The following is a 14,744-nucleotide window of genomic DNA, read 5'->3' on the forward strand; positions in this document are numbered from 1 at the left end:
GTCTTCGCCGACTCCTGCACCGACTTGGTGTTGGCCGTACGCCAGCCGCTTTCCGCGCCGACCTGGGAGAAACCCATGACGATCTTGCCGTCGTCGGCGACCTTGCCGCTGTCGGTGCCGGTGGCCGGCGTGCTCGTGCTACCGCAACCCGTCATCGCCGTGGCGATGACGCCCGCCAGGACGAACGCTGAGACTTTTCGGAACATGGGGGGTGTCCTTTATGTGAGCGTTAACATTTTGGGCGGAAAACCGTGAATTGTGCTGGTCGTCCGATTTGACGGCTACCTCGGCCGAGTGCCGTTCTCCCGCAGGGTGAGCGAGGGCGTGCGCGAGATGTTCACCTGGCGCGCCCTCCGCGCGGACCCGCCACGGCAGTGCGCAGGCACTGCGTCGCCGCGCGGCTTCGCGGTTTCCGGACGCCCGTTCCGCGCGCGCCCGGAGACTTGTCGAGCATCCGGGCGACCGTCCGGCGTGACACGCTCGCCGACCCGGACGCCTTGGCAGCCACCGGCGGGTGGAGCCCCACACTTGTCTGCACGGCCGCTCCTCATCTTGCGTTGGACAAGACTGTGAACGCTAACAACCATGCCGTCAAGCGATCGCCTTATTACGGTCTAATCACACCGGAAACGTGAAGCCGTGAGCCACCGCGGTCCTCGCGGTCGCCGGCGGTGGCCGGGCGAGGGTGTTCGGCGTGGCCACGCCCGCCGGGGCACACCGAACACCCCGGGCCGGCCGGCGGAAATCCACGCCCACCAGATCGCGAAGAAGACCTGGAGGAAGGGGAGGAGCCCGGCAGAGCCGTGACCGTCGGCGATGCCGTGCACGAGCCGGCCTGTGACACCCCGGCGCCGGGAATTCGCGACCGGGAGGATCTCCGAGGGCGAGGTCGCGGGCCCGGCCGGCACCGGGCACGCACGCGAGGCAGCCGTGGACACCGGGCACGGGAAGCCGGCGGGGAGGGTCGTCAGCCCGGGACGTGGTCCCCGATAAGGTGAGAAAGGGGCGATGACCATGGCGGATACCGCGCCGACGAACGAACCCGGTGAATCAATAGATCTCGAACAGGCCGCGATGATCTTCGCGGACATGCGGCCGCGCCTGTTCGGGATCGCGTACCGGATGCTGGGCAGCGCCGGGGAGGCCGAGGACCTGGTGCAGGACGTCTGGCTGCGCTGGCAGACCTGTGACCGCCGCGCGGTGGTCAACCCGGCCGCGTTCCTGGCGACGGTGACCACGCGGCTGGCCATCAACGCCGCCCGGTCCGCGCGGGTCCGCCGCGAGACCTACATCGGCCCGTGGCTTCCGGAACCCGTCGACACCAGCACGGATCCGTATCTCGGCGCCGAGCGGGACGAGGCCCTGGGGTTCGCGGTCCTGCTCCTCCTGGAGAGACTTTCGCCCAGCGAACGCGCCGCGTACGTGCTGCGGGAGGCGTTCGACTACCCGTACCGGCAGATCGCCGAGATCATCCGGCTCAGCGAGGCGGCGGCCCGCCAGCTGGTCAGCAGGGCCCGCAAACACGTGGTCGCCGAACGTCGCGCGCCGGTGACCGGCGCCGAGCAGCACAGGCTCCTGAGGGCCTTCGTCGCCGCCGCCCGTTCCGGCGACCTGGCCACGCTGGAGGAACTCTTCGCGGCGGACGTGATCAGTTACTCCGACGGCGGTGGCGCCGTCCGGGCCTCTCGCATCCCCGTGGTGGGCGCCTTCCGGGTGGCCAAGTACCACAGGGCGTTCGCGAACCGGTTCTGGGCCGGTGTCGAGGTGGAGTGGGCGAGCCTGAACGGGCAGGCGTCCGCTCTGCTGAGCCGCGACGGCGTGGTGTTCGCGGTGGCCACCGTCAACGCCTCGGCCCAGGGCATCGACCAGGTGCTGTGGATGATGAACCCGGCCAAGATCGCCGCGGTGTCCGCCGCGGGCTGACCCGCCGCCGCGCGCCGCCGGCCACGGGTCGCGGCCATGGCCGCCCGCCTGAGGGCAGATCGGCGGGGATGCAGGGGACTTTCGTCCCTAACGTCGTCGTAGAGCGAACGGGCAGCCTGGAGGGTATGAAGCTCGACTCGGCAGGTCTGCAGATCCTCTCGCGCCAGGAGTGCGTCGCGCTCCTGGCGTCGGCCTCGATCGGGCGCATCGTGTTCACCGACCGGGCCCTGCCCGCGGTGCAGCCGGTCAACTTCGTCCTCGACGGCGAGGACATCGTGATCCGCACGGGCATCGGCTCCAAGCTCGCCGCCGCGGCCGGCGACGCGATCGTCGCCTTCGAGGCCGACGAGTTCGACCACATCACCCGCACCGGCTGGTCGGTCACCACCGTCGGACCCGCACGCGCCGTACGCGAACCGGACGAGATCGAACGCCTGTCCGCACTTCCCCTGCGCACCTGGGCACCGGGCAGCCACGACCACTACATCGTGGTACGCACCGAGCAGATCACCGGCCGCCGCCTCGCCTCCGGACACGACGGGCAGGAGAGCTGACCGTCCGGGGCTCTCGGCCCCGGAGCCGTCCCGCACGGACCTTCCGTCCCATCCCGGCGAGCCGGTCGTCATCAAGGACGCCGAGGTGCGACGGCGACCTGCGGTGGACGTCAACCGCATCGTCCTCGGCGTGACATGCCGGCACGCGTCCGGCCCGTGGACGCCCGCCGTCCCTCTTCGCCGCGCGGCCGGCCCGCACCGCCTCGACCGGCCGGCCGAGGGGGCGGGCAGGCCTTGACCGGACGCGCCTTCCGCAAGTTTTGTGATCTTGAAATTTCGCGGAACGGTATCCCGAATTCCTGGACAGCCGGAGAAAACAAGCAATAGCCTCAATTCCACTTTCCAGGTGATCTTGCCATGGCAAGTCGACGGGGGCGGGGGTTCCCACTGATCATCCGGCGGGCGGAGACACTCGGAGGGGATGTGGGCGCTCAAGCGGAGGCCGGCGACATGGCGCGCCAGATCGTCGGCGCCCGGCTCCGGCAGCTCCGGCTCCAGTGCAACCTGACCGCCGCCGAGGCCGGCAAGGCCATCCGTGCCAGCGAGTCGAAGATCAGCCGTATGGAGACCGGTCAGCGAGGCTTCCGCAGGGACGACCTGCGTGACCTCTTCACGCTGTACGGAGTCACCGACCCGTACCAGCGGGAGATGCTGCTGTCCGTGGCGTTCGGCGAGCGCAGGCCGGGCTGGTGGGACAGCAAGGAGCTTCCGCTGGACGCGGCGGTGGTGATGCGCCTGGAGCAGACCGCGGACCTCATCCGCACCTACCAGCCGTTCGTCGTCCCGCCGCTCCTGCAGACCCCGGAGTACGCGGCGGCCGCCTACCGGATGAGCCGGTACCCGGTCCCGCCCCGCCACGTCGAGAGAAGCGTCGAGCAGTTGCTGCGCCGCCAGAAGGTGCTCGCCGGCGCCGACCGGCCCGTGCTGTGGGCCGTGATCGAGGAGCCCGTGCTGTGGCGGCCGATCGCGGGAGTGGAGGCGCACATCCGCCAGCTCATCGCGCTGACCGCCTCGGCCCAGATGAAGGGCATCAGCATCCAGGTGAATCCGATGGGTTCACGGTTCATCCCCGGGCACGGGCCTTTCACGATCTTTCGCCGCGGTTACGGCCGGCCCCAGATGATCGCCGTCCACGGTGAGAGGGAGGAGGTCGCCGAGCGATCCCTTCGGGAGGAGCACGCCATCACGTTCGACCGGCTCTCGGTCGCGGCCTGCGAGAGCGGCGACACGACAGCGCTTCTGATGAGGATCTGTGACCGCATTCACGTAATGGACGACCACACACCTTCACCGAAAGGCGCCCAGTGACCCATCCCAGTGACGCATCGCAGGCGAGTGCGGCCCGCATGTACGACGTCATGCTCGGCGGCCAGGAGAACTTCGCGGCGGACCGGGAAGCCGTCAAGATGCTGGTGGCTCATTTCCCGACGGTCCCCGACGCGTGCCGGGCCAACCGCGGGTTCCTGCTGCGAGCCGCCAAGACCATGGCCGACGCCGGTATCGACCAGTTCCTGGACATCGGCTGCGGTCTGCCCACTCCCCCGAACCTCCACCAGGTCGTGCGGAGCGTCCACCCGGATGCCCGCGTGGTGTACGTCGACAACGACCAGACGGTCGTCACGCACAATCAGTCGACGGTGGACCACTCCGGCGTGTTGACGATCCACGGGGACCTGCGCCGGCCGCAGGAGATCCTCGACCACCCCCGGGTGCGGGCCACGCTCGACTTCACCCGGCCGATCGGCGTGTTCACCGTCGCGGTGTGGCATTTCGTCACCGGCGACACCGCGCACGACCTCATGGCCCGGTTGCGTGACGCCCTCGCGCCGGGCAGCTACCTGGGGCTGACCCACGCCTGTTCCGACACGATGCCGGAGGACGAGGCGTCCGCCGGGCTGGCGGTGTACGGGCAGACCCGCAACCCGGTCAGGCTCCGCACCATGCGCGAGGTCGGCGAGCTGTTCGAGGGGTTCGAACTCCTCGAGCCGGGACTGGTCCTGGCGGCGGACTGGCGTCCCGTCGACGACGACCCGTTCCCCGAGCGCGCGTTCGAGGTCGTCGCCGGTCTCGGCAGGATCCCGCCGCGCTGAACCACCCGTGGGCGAACGCCGGATCCCGCCGCGCCGAACCGCCCTTCGGGCCGGGAGGCACCTGCGGAAACCAGCCGTCGGCCGGCCGTCCGACCACGAACTCGGCTCACGTGCGCGAGGTGCGTCCTCACATGCGCGAGGCACGTCCGGAACGGCCCGATCGGTCCGGCCGCTCCCCGCTCCGAGACGAGGTCGCCGCCGCTCCTAGGATGAGCCGCATGCACATTCTCGAACTCGAGCGGCGGGCGAGCGACGCCTCGGGGAAGGTCACCGCCACCACCGACGGCGCACCGGTCCGCCGGCCGCCGGTCGCCCACCTCGGACGTGACGCGCGGTGGACCCCATGACGGACTTCGGCTTCGTCGCGCTCGGCGACAGCTTCACCGAAGGGGTCGGCGACCCTCTTCCCGACGGCACGTTGCGCGGGTGGGCGGATCTCGTGGCGGCGGATCTCGACGCGCCCGGCTTCGGCTACGCGAACCTGGCCATCCGGGGGCGCAGGTTCGACGACGTCGTCGCGCAGCAGGTCGACGTGGCGATCGCGATGAACCCGTCACTCGTCAGCATCGCCGCGGGCGGCAACGACGCGCTGTGGCGCGGCTTCGACCTGACCACGATGCGCGACCGCTTCGACCAGGTGGTCGCCCGCCTGCGCGCGTCGGGCGCGGACGTGCTGCTCTTCACCTTCCCCGACCTGAGCGTCCGGCTCCCGCTGCCCCACGTGCTGCGGCCCCGCATCGTCGCGATGAACGACCTCGTCACAGAGGTGGCCGAGCGGCACGGGGCCCACCTGGTCGACCTGTTCGGCGACCGGGCGTTCGACGACCACAGGCTGTGGAGCGCCGATCGCCTGCACCTCAACCCGCTGGGCCACCGCCGGGTCGCCGACCAGGTCCTGGCCGCGCTCGGCCGCGCCGCCGCCCCTCCCCCGCCCCCTCCCGGCCCGCCCGCGGCCGGACCGGCGCTGCTCGCCGACCTCCGCTGGGCCTCGGCGCACCTCACCCCCTGGCTGCGCCGCCGCCTGACGGGCCGCTCCTCGGGTGACGGGATCCTGCCCAAGCGTCCCGTCCTGACGGGCGGGTTCGAGTCGCCGTCCGGCCCGCCCCCGGACCCGCGGTCCGGCTGAGCGGCCCGCCGAGAGCCGCGCACGATCGGCCGGGGGCGGGCCGGGGATGGCGTGGCCCGGCGAGATTCGGATTCCTGTGCCGCTTTCCGTGTGGGGCGCCGACGGGCGCCCCACACCGGGCCCTCGGAACGGCCGAGGCGTTGCTCGCCCGCCGCGTTCCCGGCAAGGTCGTCCTCGACCTGTGAGGGGGGCCGCTCCTTTTCCCCGGGAGATCTCCTCGCTTTCCCTGGAAGTCTCCCCCCGCTCGGGAGATCTCCCCCGCCGGCTTTCCCGGGAGAGCTTCCCGCTCGGCGGGGACGCCGTATGCCCTTCCCCGCGTCGGCTCACCCACGGCGGCGAAGACTGCCGGATCGATACCGAACCCCGATCACCGACTGTAATGCTTTAACGTAATTTGAGTTAATTCTTATATTTCGCGAGGTATTAGCCCCAAAGACCTTAATTGGGGGCAGGCGATGGCACTCACGAAGGTGGCAACCCGGGACTGGACACGGCGGCGGACCGTGAAACGCGAGCGGCTGGAGGCGGTGAGACCCTTCACCTCCGGCACCTCGGGCACCTCGGGCCGGGTCCTGGACACCGGGCGCACGCGCGACGCCCTGCAGGCGCTGTTGCGGCCGGGCGACCGGGTGGCTCTGGAGGGCGACAACCAGAAGCAGGCGGACTTCCTCGCCGAGGCACTGGCCGGGTGCGACCCGAAGGTGGTGCACGACCTCCATCTGCTGATCTCCTCGATCAGCCTGCGTGAGCATCTGGACGTCTTCGAGCGCGGTGTGGCCCGCCGTCTCGACTTCTCCTACGCCGGCCCGCAGAGCGTGCGCATGGCGCGGCTGCTCGCCGACGGCACGGTCGAGGTCGGGGCGATCCACACCTATGTCGAGCTGTACGCGCGGATGTTCGTCGACCTCACCCCCGACGTCGCGCTGCTCTGCGCCGAGCAGGCCGACCGCGAGGGAAACCTCTACACCGGACCCGGCACCGAGGACACCCCGACCATCGCCGAGGCGACGGCGTTCCACGACGGCGTGGTCCTGGTCCAGGTCAACGAGCTGGTGGACAGGGTTCCCCGGGTGGACATCCCCGGCGACTGGGTGGACCTGGTCGTGGAGAGCCCCCGGCCGTTCGCGCTGGAGCCGCTGTTCACCCGGGACCCCCGCCAGATCGGCCAGGTGGAGATCCTGATGGCCATGCTGGCGCTGCGCGGGATCTACGAGCGGCACGGCGTGACCACGCTGAACCACGGGATCGGCTTCGACACCGCGGCGATCGAGCTCATCCTGCCCACGTACGGCGAGGAGCTGGGCCTGCGCGGGAAGATCTGCAAGCACTGGACGCTCAACCCGCACCCGACGCTCATCCCCGCCATCGAGAGCGGCTGGGTCGAGTCGGTGCACTGCTTCGGCGGGGAGCCCGGCACGGAGCGCTACGTCGCCGCCCGCCCGGACGTGTTCTTCACCGGCAGGGACGGGTCGCTCCGGTCGAACCGGGTGCTGTGCCAGCTCGCGGGCCAGTACGCCGTGGACATGTTCATCGGGTCGTCGCTGCAGATCGACGCCCGCGCCAACTCCTCGACGGTCACCGAGAGCCGGCTGACCGGTTTCGGCGGAGCGCCCAACATGGGACACGACCCGCACGGCCGCAGGCACGCCTCCCCCGCCTGGCTGAGCCTGCTCACCGGCAGGGCGTCCGCGCCCCGGGGGCGCAAGCTCGTCGTGCAGATCACGCAGACCTTCCGTTCCGGCGGCGTCCCGGCGTTCGTGGAGTCGCTGGACGCCGTCCAGGTGGGCAAGGACGCCGGAATGCCCATCCCGCCGGTCATGATCTACGGCGACGACGTCAGCCACGTGGTGACCGAGGAGGGGGTGGCCTACCTCTACAGGGCCGTCTGCCTGGCCGAGCGGCGCGAGGCGGTGGCCGCGGTCGCGGGGGCCACCCCAATCGGCCGCGACATCGCCGAGCGGCGCGTGGACGAGCTGCGCCGCGACGGTCTGGTCGCGCTGCCGGAGGACCTCAAGGTCGACGTCCGCAAGGCGGACCGGTCCCTGCTGGCGGCCCGCAGCATCGAGGATCTCGTCGCCTGGTCCGGGGGCCTGTACGATCCGCCCGCGCGGTTCCGGACCTGGTGACCGGCCGATGACCGTCACCGGCGGCGCGCTCGCGGCGGGGGAACGGACGGCGAGGCCCTCCGCGGCCCTGCTCGCCGACCTGGCCGTCCGCGCGCTGTGCCAGGAGGCGTGCCTGAGCCCCAAGCCGGGCCTGGCCGACCGCCGTGGGCGCGGCGCGCACGACGACATGGACCTGCCGCTTCTCCTGGCCTCCGCCCGGGCGCTGCGCCCCATGTTCCGCTCCCTCGCCGAGGCGGCGGAGCGGACGCCCGCCGGGATCGAACGCCGGGAGGAGCTGGGCCGGCTCAGCCGCGAGGGCGAGGCGGCCATGCTGCGGACCACCGGGGGGGTGAACACGCACCGCGGGGCGGTATGGGCGCTCGGGCTGCTCGTCGCCACCGCCGCGGGCGCCGCCGACGAGCGGGAGGCCGCCGGCCGGGCGGCCCGGCTCGCCGCCCTCCCCGACCGGTACCTCCCCGCGAGGGCGCCCTCCCACGGCGAGCGGGCCCGGCGGCGGTACGGGGTGCGCGGCGCCCGCGGCGAGGCCGAGGCCGCCTTCCCGCACGTCGTCGAGGTCGCCCTGCCGCGGCTGCGCCGGGCCAGGGCGGCCGGGCTCCCCGAGGAGGCGGCCCGGCTGGACGCGTTGCTGGCGGTGATGAGCCTCCTGGACGACACCTGCGTCCTGCACCGCGGCGGCCCCGAGGGCCTGCGCGTCGTACGGTCCGGTGCCGGGCGCGTCCTGGCCGGGGGAGGCGCGGGCACGGCCCGCGGCCACGCCGCCCTCGCCGAACTGGACGAGCGGTGCGTCGCACGGCGGCTGTCGCCGGGCGGGAGCGCCGACCTGCTGGCCGCCGCGCTCTTCCTCGACATGGTGCCGTGGCCGGAGCCCGTCACCCGGGCCGGACGGAAGGTGCTCACGTGCAGACGCTGAACTACGAGTTCCCCGCCGACCGTCCGGCCGCCCGGCGAGCGCACGTCGGGGTGGTCGGTTCGGGGGATCTGGAGGTCCTGATGACCCCGGAGCGGGCCGCCGTCGCCCGGGTGCGCGTACGCACCAGCGTCGACGGGTTCGACACGGTGTGGCGGACCGTGCTGGAGCGGTTCTTCGCCCGCCACGGGGTCGCGGGGAGTTTCGAGCTCAACGACTTCGGGGCGACCCCCGGCGTGGTCACCCTGCGCCTGCGGCAGGCCGTCGAGGAGGGCAGGGCATGACGTCACAGGACACACGAACGGACTGGACGGACTGGAACGCGCTGCTCGCCCGTACCGGCTTCATAGAGCTGGGCGCCCGGGCGCGCGCCGTCGCGCTGCTCGACACCGCCACCGCCCGCGAGCTGTGCGGCCCCTTCGACCGGATCGAGTCGCCCTGGCTGGAACCCCAGGGCGTCGTCCCGGAGTCCGACGACGGCGTCGTCGTGGTCAAGGGGAGACTCGGCGGGCGGCCCGCGGTCGTGATCGGTGTCGAGCAGGCCTTCCAGGGCGGCGGCATCGGCGAGGTCTCCGGCGCGAAGATCGCCGCCGCGCTCTCCCTCGCCGCCGCCGACAACCGCGCCGGCACCCCGACGGCCGCGATCCTACTGCTGGAGACCGGAGGCGTACGCCTGCAGGAGGCCAATCTGGGCCTGGCCACGATCGCGGAGGTGTGCTCAGCGCTGCTGGAGCTGCGCGCCCTCCAGCCCGTCGTCGGCGTCATCGCCGGAGCGCTGGGCTGCTTCGGCGGCATGAGCATCGCCGCCGGGCTGTGCACCTCCCTGATCATGACCAGGGAGGGCCGTCTCGGGCTCGACGGTCCCGAGGTGATCGAGTCCGAGGCCGGCGTCGCCGAGTTCGACGCCTCCGACCACACGCTGATCTGGTCGATCGACGGCGGCACGCGGCGCACCGAGACCGCGCTGGCCGACGCGCTCGTCCTCGACGACGTCACCGCCGTGCGAACCGCCGTGATCGACGCGGTGGGGCGCGGCGTGCCCGGCGAGCACCGCTCCCGGCGAATCGGCGAGCTGCGGGCCCGTCTCCAGGCCGTCGACCCGGCCCATCCGCCGGAGCCGGCCGATCTCGCGGCCGTCTGGGCGAAGGCCGTACCGCGGAAGGCCGCACCGCCGGAAGACCGCGCCACAGCAGCCCGTACCGCGGGAGCCCGCGCCGAGGGGAGACAGGTGCCGAGCCGGGGCCGGAACTGGACGCGGGCGCTCGCCGACGGCGACGTGAGCGACACGGTCCCGTCGGTGATCACGGCGGACGCCACCCTGGGCGGCGACGTCGCCCGCCTGATCGCCGTCGTGCCGGACCCGCGGAGCCCCTACCACCGGGCCCGCCTCGGCGAGGTCGGCCTCCGCGAGGGGCTCGCCCTCGCCGAGGCGGTGACCGAGGTCGTCACCGGGGACGCGCACCTGCCCGACGACCGCCGCCGCCCGATCGTCGCCGTCGTCGACGTGCCCAGCCAGGCCTACGGGCGCGTCGAGGAGGTGCTCGGCATCCACCACGCCCTGGCCGTCGCGGTGGACGCCTACGCCCGCGCCCGCACCGCGGGGCACCCCCTGATCACCCTCATCGTCGGAACGGCGCTGTCCGGCGGATTCCTGGCGCACGGCGCGCAGGCCGGCCAGATCCTGGCGCTCGACGACCCCGGCGTGGTGGTGCACGCCATGCACAGGAAGGCCGCCGCGAGAGTGACCCGCCGGACCGTCGACGAGCTCGACGAGCTGGCCCGGCGCATCCCCCCGCTGTCCTACGACGTCACCGACTGGGCGAAGCTCGGCCTGTGCGACGAGCTCCTGGACGTCGAGAACGCCGGCGACCCGACCGGCGAGGACGCGGGAAAGGTGAGGGAGGCGCTCACCGCCGCCGTCGAACGGGCCCGCCGCGGCCCCCGCGACCTGGGCAACCGGCTCACCTCGCCCGCCGCCCGGCGAACCCGGGCCGCCTCCCGGCGCGTCCGCGAGGCGCTCGCCGCCCAATGGCCGTGACCGCGCGCCCGCACGACCTGCTGCGGCTCTCCGGAGCCGCGGCGCTCGGCGACACGCCCCCGGGGTGGGTACCCGCGTCGATCGCCGCCTGCCCCTGGTGTGTCGTACGGCGGGCGCCGCGCCCGCCCGGCCTCGTCCCGGTCGGCATCCGCGGGACCGAGCGATGGCAGCGCCACGCCGCCCTGGTCCCCCGCGACGCGGTCATCCGCTCCGTACCGCCCGAGGAGCTGAGGGGGCGGCCCTGGCTCCCCCTGCTCGCCGTCACCCTCTCCGCCGTCACCCTCCTGCTCGCCGGCGAGCTGGAGGCCGACACCACCTGGGGCCCGATCGGCGGGGTCGGCTTCGAACTGGCCACCGGGCAGCCGGTCACCCACCCCGGAAGCGACCTGGACCTGCTGATCCGGGCACCGCGCAGGCTGGACCGCACCCTGACCACCCGGCTGGCGGCCTTTTTCGTCGCCCTCCCCGGTAGGGTCGACTGCCAGCTGGAGACACCCGGAGGCGGGATCGCCCTCGCCGAGTGGGTCCGCACCGGCGGCCCCGTCATGGCCCGTACCGACCACGGCCCGCGCCTGGTGGACGACCCGTGGGCCCCCGCATGAGCGTCGCGTTCCTCTACCCGGGCCAGGGCACCCAGCGGCCCGGGATGCTCCACGACCTGCCCTGCCATCCGGCCGTCACCGCGACCCGCGCCGAGGCCGAGCGGATCCTGCCCGGCTCGTCCCTGCGGGACACCGCCGAGGCGCTGGAGTCCACCGTCACCGCGCAGGTCGCGCTCTGCGTCGCCGGAGTCGCCGCGACCCGCGCCCTCGCCGGCGAGGGCGCCGTTCCCGACGCCGTGGCCGGGCACTCCGCCGGAGCGTTCCCGGCCGCCGTCGCGGCCGGCGCCCTGACCTTCGCCGAAGCCCTCACGGCCGTGCGCCACCGCGGCGAGCTGATGCGCGACGCCTACCCTCGCGGGTACGGCATGGCCGCCGTTCTCGGGCTGACCGTGCCCCAGGTCCGGCGAGTGGTCGAGTCGACCTGCACCGGCGACGACCCGGCCTACCTGGCCGTCGTCGACACCGACCAGCAGGTCGTGGTCGCCGGCAGCGACCGCGCCCTGGAACGCCTCGCCGCGGCGGCCGCCCGGGCCGGCGCCCGGCGCGTGCGGCGCCTGGACATCGCCGTCCCCTCACACTGCCCGCTGCTCGGCCACGTCGCCGACGCCATGGCGGACCACCTCGCCGCGATCCCCCGGCGTCACCTCGCCGTCCCCTATCTCGGCGACGCCACGGGCCGCCTGCTGCGCGACTCCGCCGCCGTCCTCGACGACCTCGCCCGTGGCGTCGCCACCACGGTGAGATGGCGCGACGTCATCGCCGTGCTCGGTGAGCTCGGCACGACCCTGTTCGTCCAGACACCCCCGGGGGACGTCCTCGCCAGGATCGCCCGGGCCGCGCACCCCCGTACCCGCGTCATCAGCCTCGCCGACACCGGCGTCGCCGACGCGGCGCTGCTCACCCGCCGCGCCCGGGGGGACGGAGCCGATCGACACGCGACCGCCCGGAGAACGGACGCCTCGACGAGACCGGCTCCCCGACGAGACCGGTTCTCCGACAAGACCGGTTCTCCGGCGAGACCGGCGACCGGCCGCGAAGACGCCGGGCACCACTCACCGGAACCCGAAGATCGCCCATCACGTCAAGGGGGAGAAAGATGAGATCCGCACGCACCTGCCGGCGGCTCCGGGGGATCGCACCCGCGGTGGCACTCGCCGCGGTCGCCGCCTCCGCGGTGGCGTCGCCGGCGACCGGCACCCAGACGGCCACGGCCGTCAGGGCGTCCACGGCGGCGCACGGGTCGCCGGCGCTCACGGCCGAGCCGTTGCCCTGCCGGTCGCCGGGCCGCGTCAAGCCCACGGTCGTCCTGGTGCACGGCGCCTGGGCCGACACCTCCAGCTGGAACGGCGAGGTGAGCTCCCTGCAACGAGCGGGCTACGTCGCGCGGGCCATCGCCAACCCGCTGCGGAACCTCAACGGCGACGCCGCGTCCGTCGCCGACTTCCTGAGAACCGTTTCCGGCCCGATCGTGCTCGTCGGGCACTCGTACGGAGGCTCGGTGATCACGAACGCCGCCGCGGACGTCCCGAACGTCAAGGCCCTGGTGTACGTCGACGCGGCGGCGCCCGACGTCGGGGAGACCACCGGCGGGCTCAGCGGCCGCCGCTCCGCCCTCTCCGCCGATCCCGCCTCCCTCTACGACATGGTGTCCTACCCGGACGCGCCCCGGGGAGCGACGGACCTGTACCTCAAGCAGGACGTCTTCGTCCGCTCGTTCGCCTCCGACCTGCCCCGGGACACCGCGGTGCGTCTGTGGGCCACCCAGCGGCCCGCCTCCACCAGCGCGTTCACGACGCCGTCGAAGGCCGCGGCGTGGAAGACGATCCCCTCCTGGTACTTCATCAGCACCGGCGACCGGATCATCACCCCGTCCTCGGAACGGTTCATGGCCCACCGGGCGCGCTCGAAGGTCACCGAGTTCCCCGGCGGCTCGCACCTGACCCTGGTGTCGCACCCGGACGCGGTGACGGCGGTGATCGGGTCGGCGATCTGCTCCGTCCGCTGAGCGGTGACCTCCGATCAGGCCGCGAGTCCGATCCGAAGCCTGAGCGGGCAGGATGGCCAGGGGCCCGGCGGCGACGGCCTGACGCAGCGAGCTCAGCTTCGCCTCCACGACGCTTCGAGCCGTCGGGCCCTCGGCGGGGCGGAGCGACGGATGTGGGATGAACTCGTCCCCGTTCCGCTCCACCAGCCCGGCCGCCTCCAGCACGGCGGTCCGTTGCGGAGCGGCGGCCAGCACGTCGGCCAGCGGGGCCGTCAACGCGTCGCGCGTCGTCCCGATCACGTCGGCCAGCGCCCAGGAGGCGGCCTCCGGCGCGGCCACCGGATCGTCGTCGAAGACCGGATCGACCTTGCCATCGAAGGACATAAAGCCCACAAAAGAGCATTTATGGGCACCAAGAGGGGGAAATAGTACAGGAACTTCTTGGCGCGTCCCGGCGAGCGATCCGTCTGCCGGTGGCACGAGGGAAGGCCGCCTCACCGACCGCGTTCGAGGTCGCCGGCGATCTCGGCGGCCAGCCGCGCGGCGCGGGCGGCGAGAGGCGAGGGAGTGCGGTGGGCCTGGCGCACCAGATAGATCTTTCGCGGGGCTATCGGCGGCCGTAGCGCGTGGACGCTCAGCGCCTCGTCTGCCGCGGCGCCGGCGGCGTGAACGACGAGCCAGGGGAGGATCACCGAGCCGAGGCCGGCCCGGACCATGGAGAGCACGGTTTCGTTGCCGGCGGCGCGAAAGACGATCTCGGGGTGGACGCCGTTGCCGGCGAGGGCCTCCTCGAGCGCCGGCTGCGCGCAGTCGGGTGGCCAGGCGACCATCGGCGCCCCGTCGAGCTCCACCAGGTCGACATGCCCGTCGGGAAAGCGCCCGCGGGGGGACACCAGGTGGTACGGGTCATGGAGGAGTTCGAGGTGCTCGACGTCGGTGCCGGCGATGCGGTGGTCGTGGAAGAGCAGGTCGACCTCCGACAGGTCCGGAGACCCCGGCTCCTCCTCGGAGAGCCGGATGTCGCAGCCGGGGAACTCCTCGCGGAGCCTGCGGACCAGAACCGGCAGGAGCGTGGTGGACACGCTCTGGAAGGTGCCGATCGTGAGGCGGCCTTCGCCGGCCTTGAACCGCTCGATGGCGGTGCGCATCGCGTCGGCCCTGGCGAGCAGCTCCGCGGCGTGGGTCAGCGTCACCTCGCCGAGCGGCGTGAGCCGGACCCTGCGCGGGCCGCCCGGACGGTCGAAGAGGAGGCCGCCGACCGCGCGCTCGAGGGCGGCGACGTGCTGGCTGACGGTGGACTGGGTGTAGCCGAGCCGCGATGCCGCCCTGCCGAAGGAACCCTCGTCGGCGACAGCGGTGAGGGTGACCAGATGTCGAAGCTCTACGTTCGCCAC

Annotated in this window: 14 protein-coding genes and 1 pseudogene; 13 read left to right on the forward strand and 2 right to left on the reverse strand. The window is 73.0% G+C overall.

The window, feature by feature from the left end; all coding sequences use genetic code 11:
- Positions 1 to 206: pseudogene (locus ACTOQ3_RS31085) on the reverse strand (LacI family transcriptional regulator); the annotation flags it as partial.
- Positions 207 to 1,008: 802 nt separating this feature from the next.
- Here ACTOQ3_RS31085 and ACTOQ3_RS31090 point away from each other — a divergent pair.
- The 13 genes from ACTOQ3_RS31090 to ACTOQ3_RS31150 all read left to right on the forward strand — a co-directional run bounded on the left by ACTOQ3_RS31090 (position 1,009) and on the right by ACTOQ3_RS31150 (position 13,371).
- A complete protein-coding gene (locus ACTOQ3_RS31090) occupies positions 1,009 to 1,923 on the forward strand; it encodes an RNA polymerase sigma-70 factor (RefSeq protein WP_440086987.1) in 915 nt (304 codons plus the stop codon).
- A gap of 125 nt (positions 1,924 to 2,048) precedes the next feature.
- On the forward strand, positions 2,049 to 2,477 hold the full coding sequence (locus ACTOQ3_RS31095) for a pyridoxamine 5'-phosphate oxidase family protein (RefSeq protein WP_440086988.1): 429 nt from the start codon (positions 2,049 to 2,051) through the stop codon (positions 2,475 to 2,477).
- A 423-nt stretch (positions 2,478 to 2,900) separates the two neighbouring features.
- Positions 2,901 to 3,785 carry a helix-turn-helix domain-containing protein gene (locus ACTOQ3_RS31100; RefSeq protein WP_440086989.1) on the forward strand — a complete coding sequence of 295 codons (885 nt, stop codon included), beginning with the start codon at positions 2,901 to 2,903 and terminating at the stop codon, positions 3,783 to 3,785.
- Positions 3,782 to 4,567: an SAM-dependent methyltransferase gene (locus ACTOQ3_RS31105; protein ID WP_440086990.1), complete on the forward strand. Its 786-nt coding sequence runs from the start codon at positions 3,782 to 3,784 to the stop codon at positions 4,565 to 4,567. The genes ACTOQ3_RS31100 and ACTOQ3_RS31105 overlap by 4 nt, the downstream gene beginning before the upstream one ends.
- Positions 4,568 to 4,785: 218 nt before the next feature.
- The gene (locus tag ACTOQ3_RS31110; RefSeq protein ID WP_440086991.1) at positions 4,786 to 4,914 is read left to right on the forward strand and encodes a hypothetical protein; all 129 of its coding nucleotides are present in this window, start codon (positions 4,786 to 4,788) and stop codon (positions 4,912 to 4,914) included.
- Positions 4,911 to 5,693 carry an SGNH/GDSL hydrolase family protein gene (locus ACTOQ3_RS31115; RefSeq protein ID WP_440086992.1) on the forward strand — a complete coding sequence of 261 codons (783 nt, stop codon included), beginning with the start codon at positions 4,911 to 4,913 and terminating at the stop codon, positions 5,691 to 5,693. The genes ACTOQ3_RS31110 and ACTOQ3_RS31115 overlap by 4 nt, the downstream gene beginning before the upstream one ends.
- Before the next feature lie 455 nt (positions 5,694 to 6,148).
- Complete coding sequence (gene mdcA / locus ACTOQ3_RS31120; protein WP_440086993.1) at positions 6,149 to 7,819, forward strand: malonate decarboxylase subunit alpha; 1,671 nt, start codon at positions 6,149 to 6,151, stop codon at positions 7,817 to 7,819.
- 7 nt (positions 7,820 to 7,826) lie between these two features.
- Entirely contained in the window at positions 7,827 to 8,729 is a 903-nt protein-coding gene (locus tag ACTOQ3_RS31125; RefSeq protein ID WP_440086994.1) for a triphosphoribosyl-dephospho-CoA synthase, read from the forward strand.
- A complete protein-coding gene (locus ACTOQ3_RS31130; protein ID WP_440086995.1) occupies positions 8,717 to 9,010 on the forward strand; it encodes a malonate decarboxylase subunit delta in 294 nt (97 codons plus the stop codon). The genes ACTOQ3_RS31125 and ACTOQ3_RS31130 overlap by 13 nt, the downstream gene beginning before the upstream one ends.
- The gene (locus ACTOQ3_RS31135) at positions 9,007 to 10,764 is read left to right on the forward strand and encodes a biotin-independent malonate decarboxylase subunit beta (RefSeq protein ID WP_440086996.1); all 1,758 of its coding nucleotides are present in this window, start codon (positions 9,007 to 9,009) and stop codon (positions 10,762 to 10,764) included. The genes ACTOQ3_RS31130 and ACTOQ3_RS31135 overlap by 4 nt, the downstream gene beginning before the upstream one ends.
- The gene (locus ACTOQ3_RS31140) at positions 10,755 to 11,366 is read left to right on the forward strand and encodes a malonate decarboxylase holo-ACP synthase (RefSeq protein WP_440086997.1); all 612 of its coding nucleotides are present in this window, start codon (positions 10,755 to 10,757) and stop codon (positions 11,364 to 11,366) included. The genes ACTOQ3_RS31135 and ACTOQ3_RS31140 overlap by 10 nt, the downstream gene beginning before the upstream one ends.
- Complete coding sequence (locus ACTOQ3_RS31145) at positions 11,363 to 12,466, forward strand: acyltransferase domain-containing protein (RefSeq protein ID WP_440086999.1); 1,104 nt, start codon at positions 11,363 to 11,365, stop codon at positions 12,464 to 12,466. The genes ACTOQ3_RS31140 and ACTOQ3_RS31145 overlap by 4 nt, the downstream gene beginning before the upstream one ends.
- Positions 12,463 to 13,371: an alpha/beta hydrolase gene (locus ACTOQ3_RS31150; RefSeq protein ID WP_440087000.1), complete on the forward strand. Its 909-nt coding sequence runs from the start codon at positions 12,463 to 12,465 to the stop codon at positions 13,369 to 13,371. Before ACTOQ3_RS31145 ends, ACTOQ3_RS31150 begins: the two co-directional genes overlap by 4 nt.
- 473 nt (positions 13,372 to 13,844) lie before the next feature.
- Here the strand turns inward: ACTOQ3_RS31150 and ACTOQ3_RS31155 are convergent, their stop codons facing one another.
- Positions 13,845 to 14,744 (reverse strand): LysR family transcriptional regulator, encoded by a 900-nt coding sequence (locus tag ACTOQ3_RS31155; RefSeq protein WP_440087001.1) that lies wholly within the window; start codon positions 14,742 to 14,744, stop codon positions 13,845 to 13,847.

Source organism: Streptosporangium sp. LJ11 (genome assembly GCF_051918945.1).
GTDB lineage: Bacteria > Actinomycetota > Actinomycetes > Streptosporangiales > Streptosporangiaceae > Streptosporangium.

Bases quoted from the DNA above. Each gene is read 5' to 3' on its own strand.
- ACTOQ3_RS31090 (WP_440086987.1), top strand. From the start codon at position 1,009: ATGACCATGGCGGATACCGCGCCGACGAACGAACCCGGTGAATCAATA.
- ACTOQ3_RS31095 (WP_440086988.1), top strand. From the start codon at position 2,049: ATGAAGCTCGACTCGGCAGGTCTGCAGATCCTCTCGCGCCAGGAGTGC.
- ACTOQ3_RS31110 (WP_440086991.1), top strand. From the start codon at position 4,786: ATGCACATTCTCGAACTCGAGCGGCGGGCGAGCGACGCCTCGGGGAAG.
- ACTOQ3_RS31115 (WP_440086992.1), top strand. From the start codon at position 4,911: ATGACGGACTTCGGCTTCGTCGCGCTCGGCGACAGCTTCACCGAAGGG.
- mdcA (WP_440086993.1), top strand. From the start codon at position 6,149: ATGGCACTCACGAAGGTGGCAACCCGGGACTGGACACGGCGGCGGACC.
- ACTOQ3_RS31125 (WP_440086994.1), top strand. From the start codon at position 7,827: ATGACCGTCACCGGCGGCGCGCTCGCGGCGGGGGAACGGACGGCGAGG.
- ACTOQ3_RS31135 (WP_440086996.1), top strand. From the start codon at position 9,007: ATGACGTCACAGGACACACGAACGGACTGGACGGACTGGAACGCGCTG.
- ACTOQ3_RS31140 (WP_440086997.1), top strand. From the start codon at position 10,755: ATGGCCGTGACCGCGCGCCCGCACGACCTGCTGCGGCTCTCCGGAGCC.
- ACTOQ3_RS31145 (WP_440086999.1), top strand. From the start codon at position 11,363: ATGAGCGTCGCGTTCCTCTACCCGGGCCAGGGCACCCAGCGGCCCGGG.
- ACTOQ3_RS31150 (WP_440087000.1), top strand. From the start codon at position 12,463: ATGAGATCCGCACGCACCTGCCGGCGGCTCCGGGGGATCGCACCCGCG.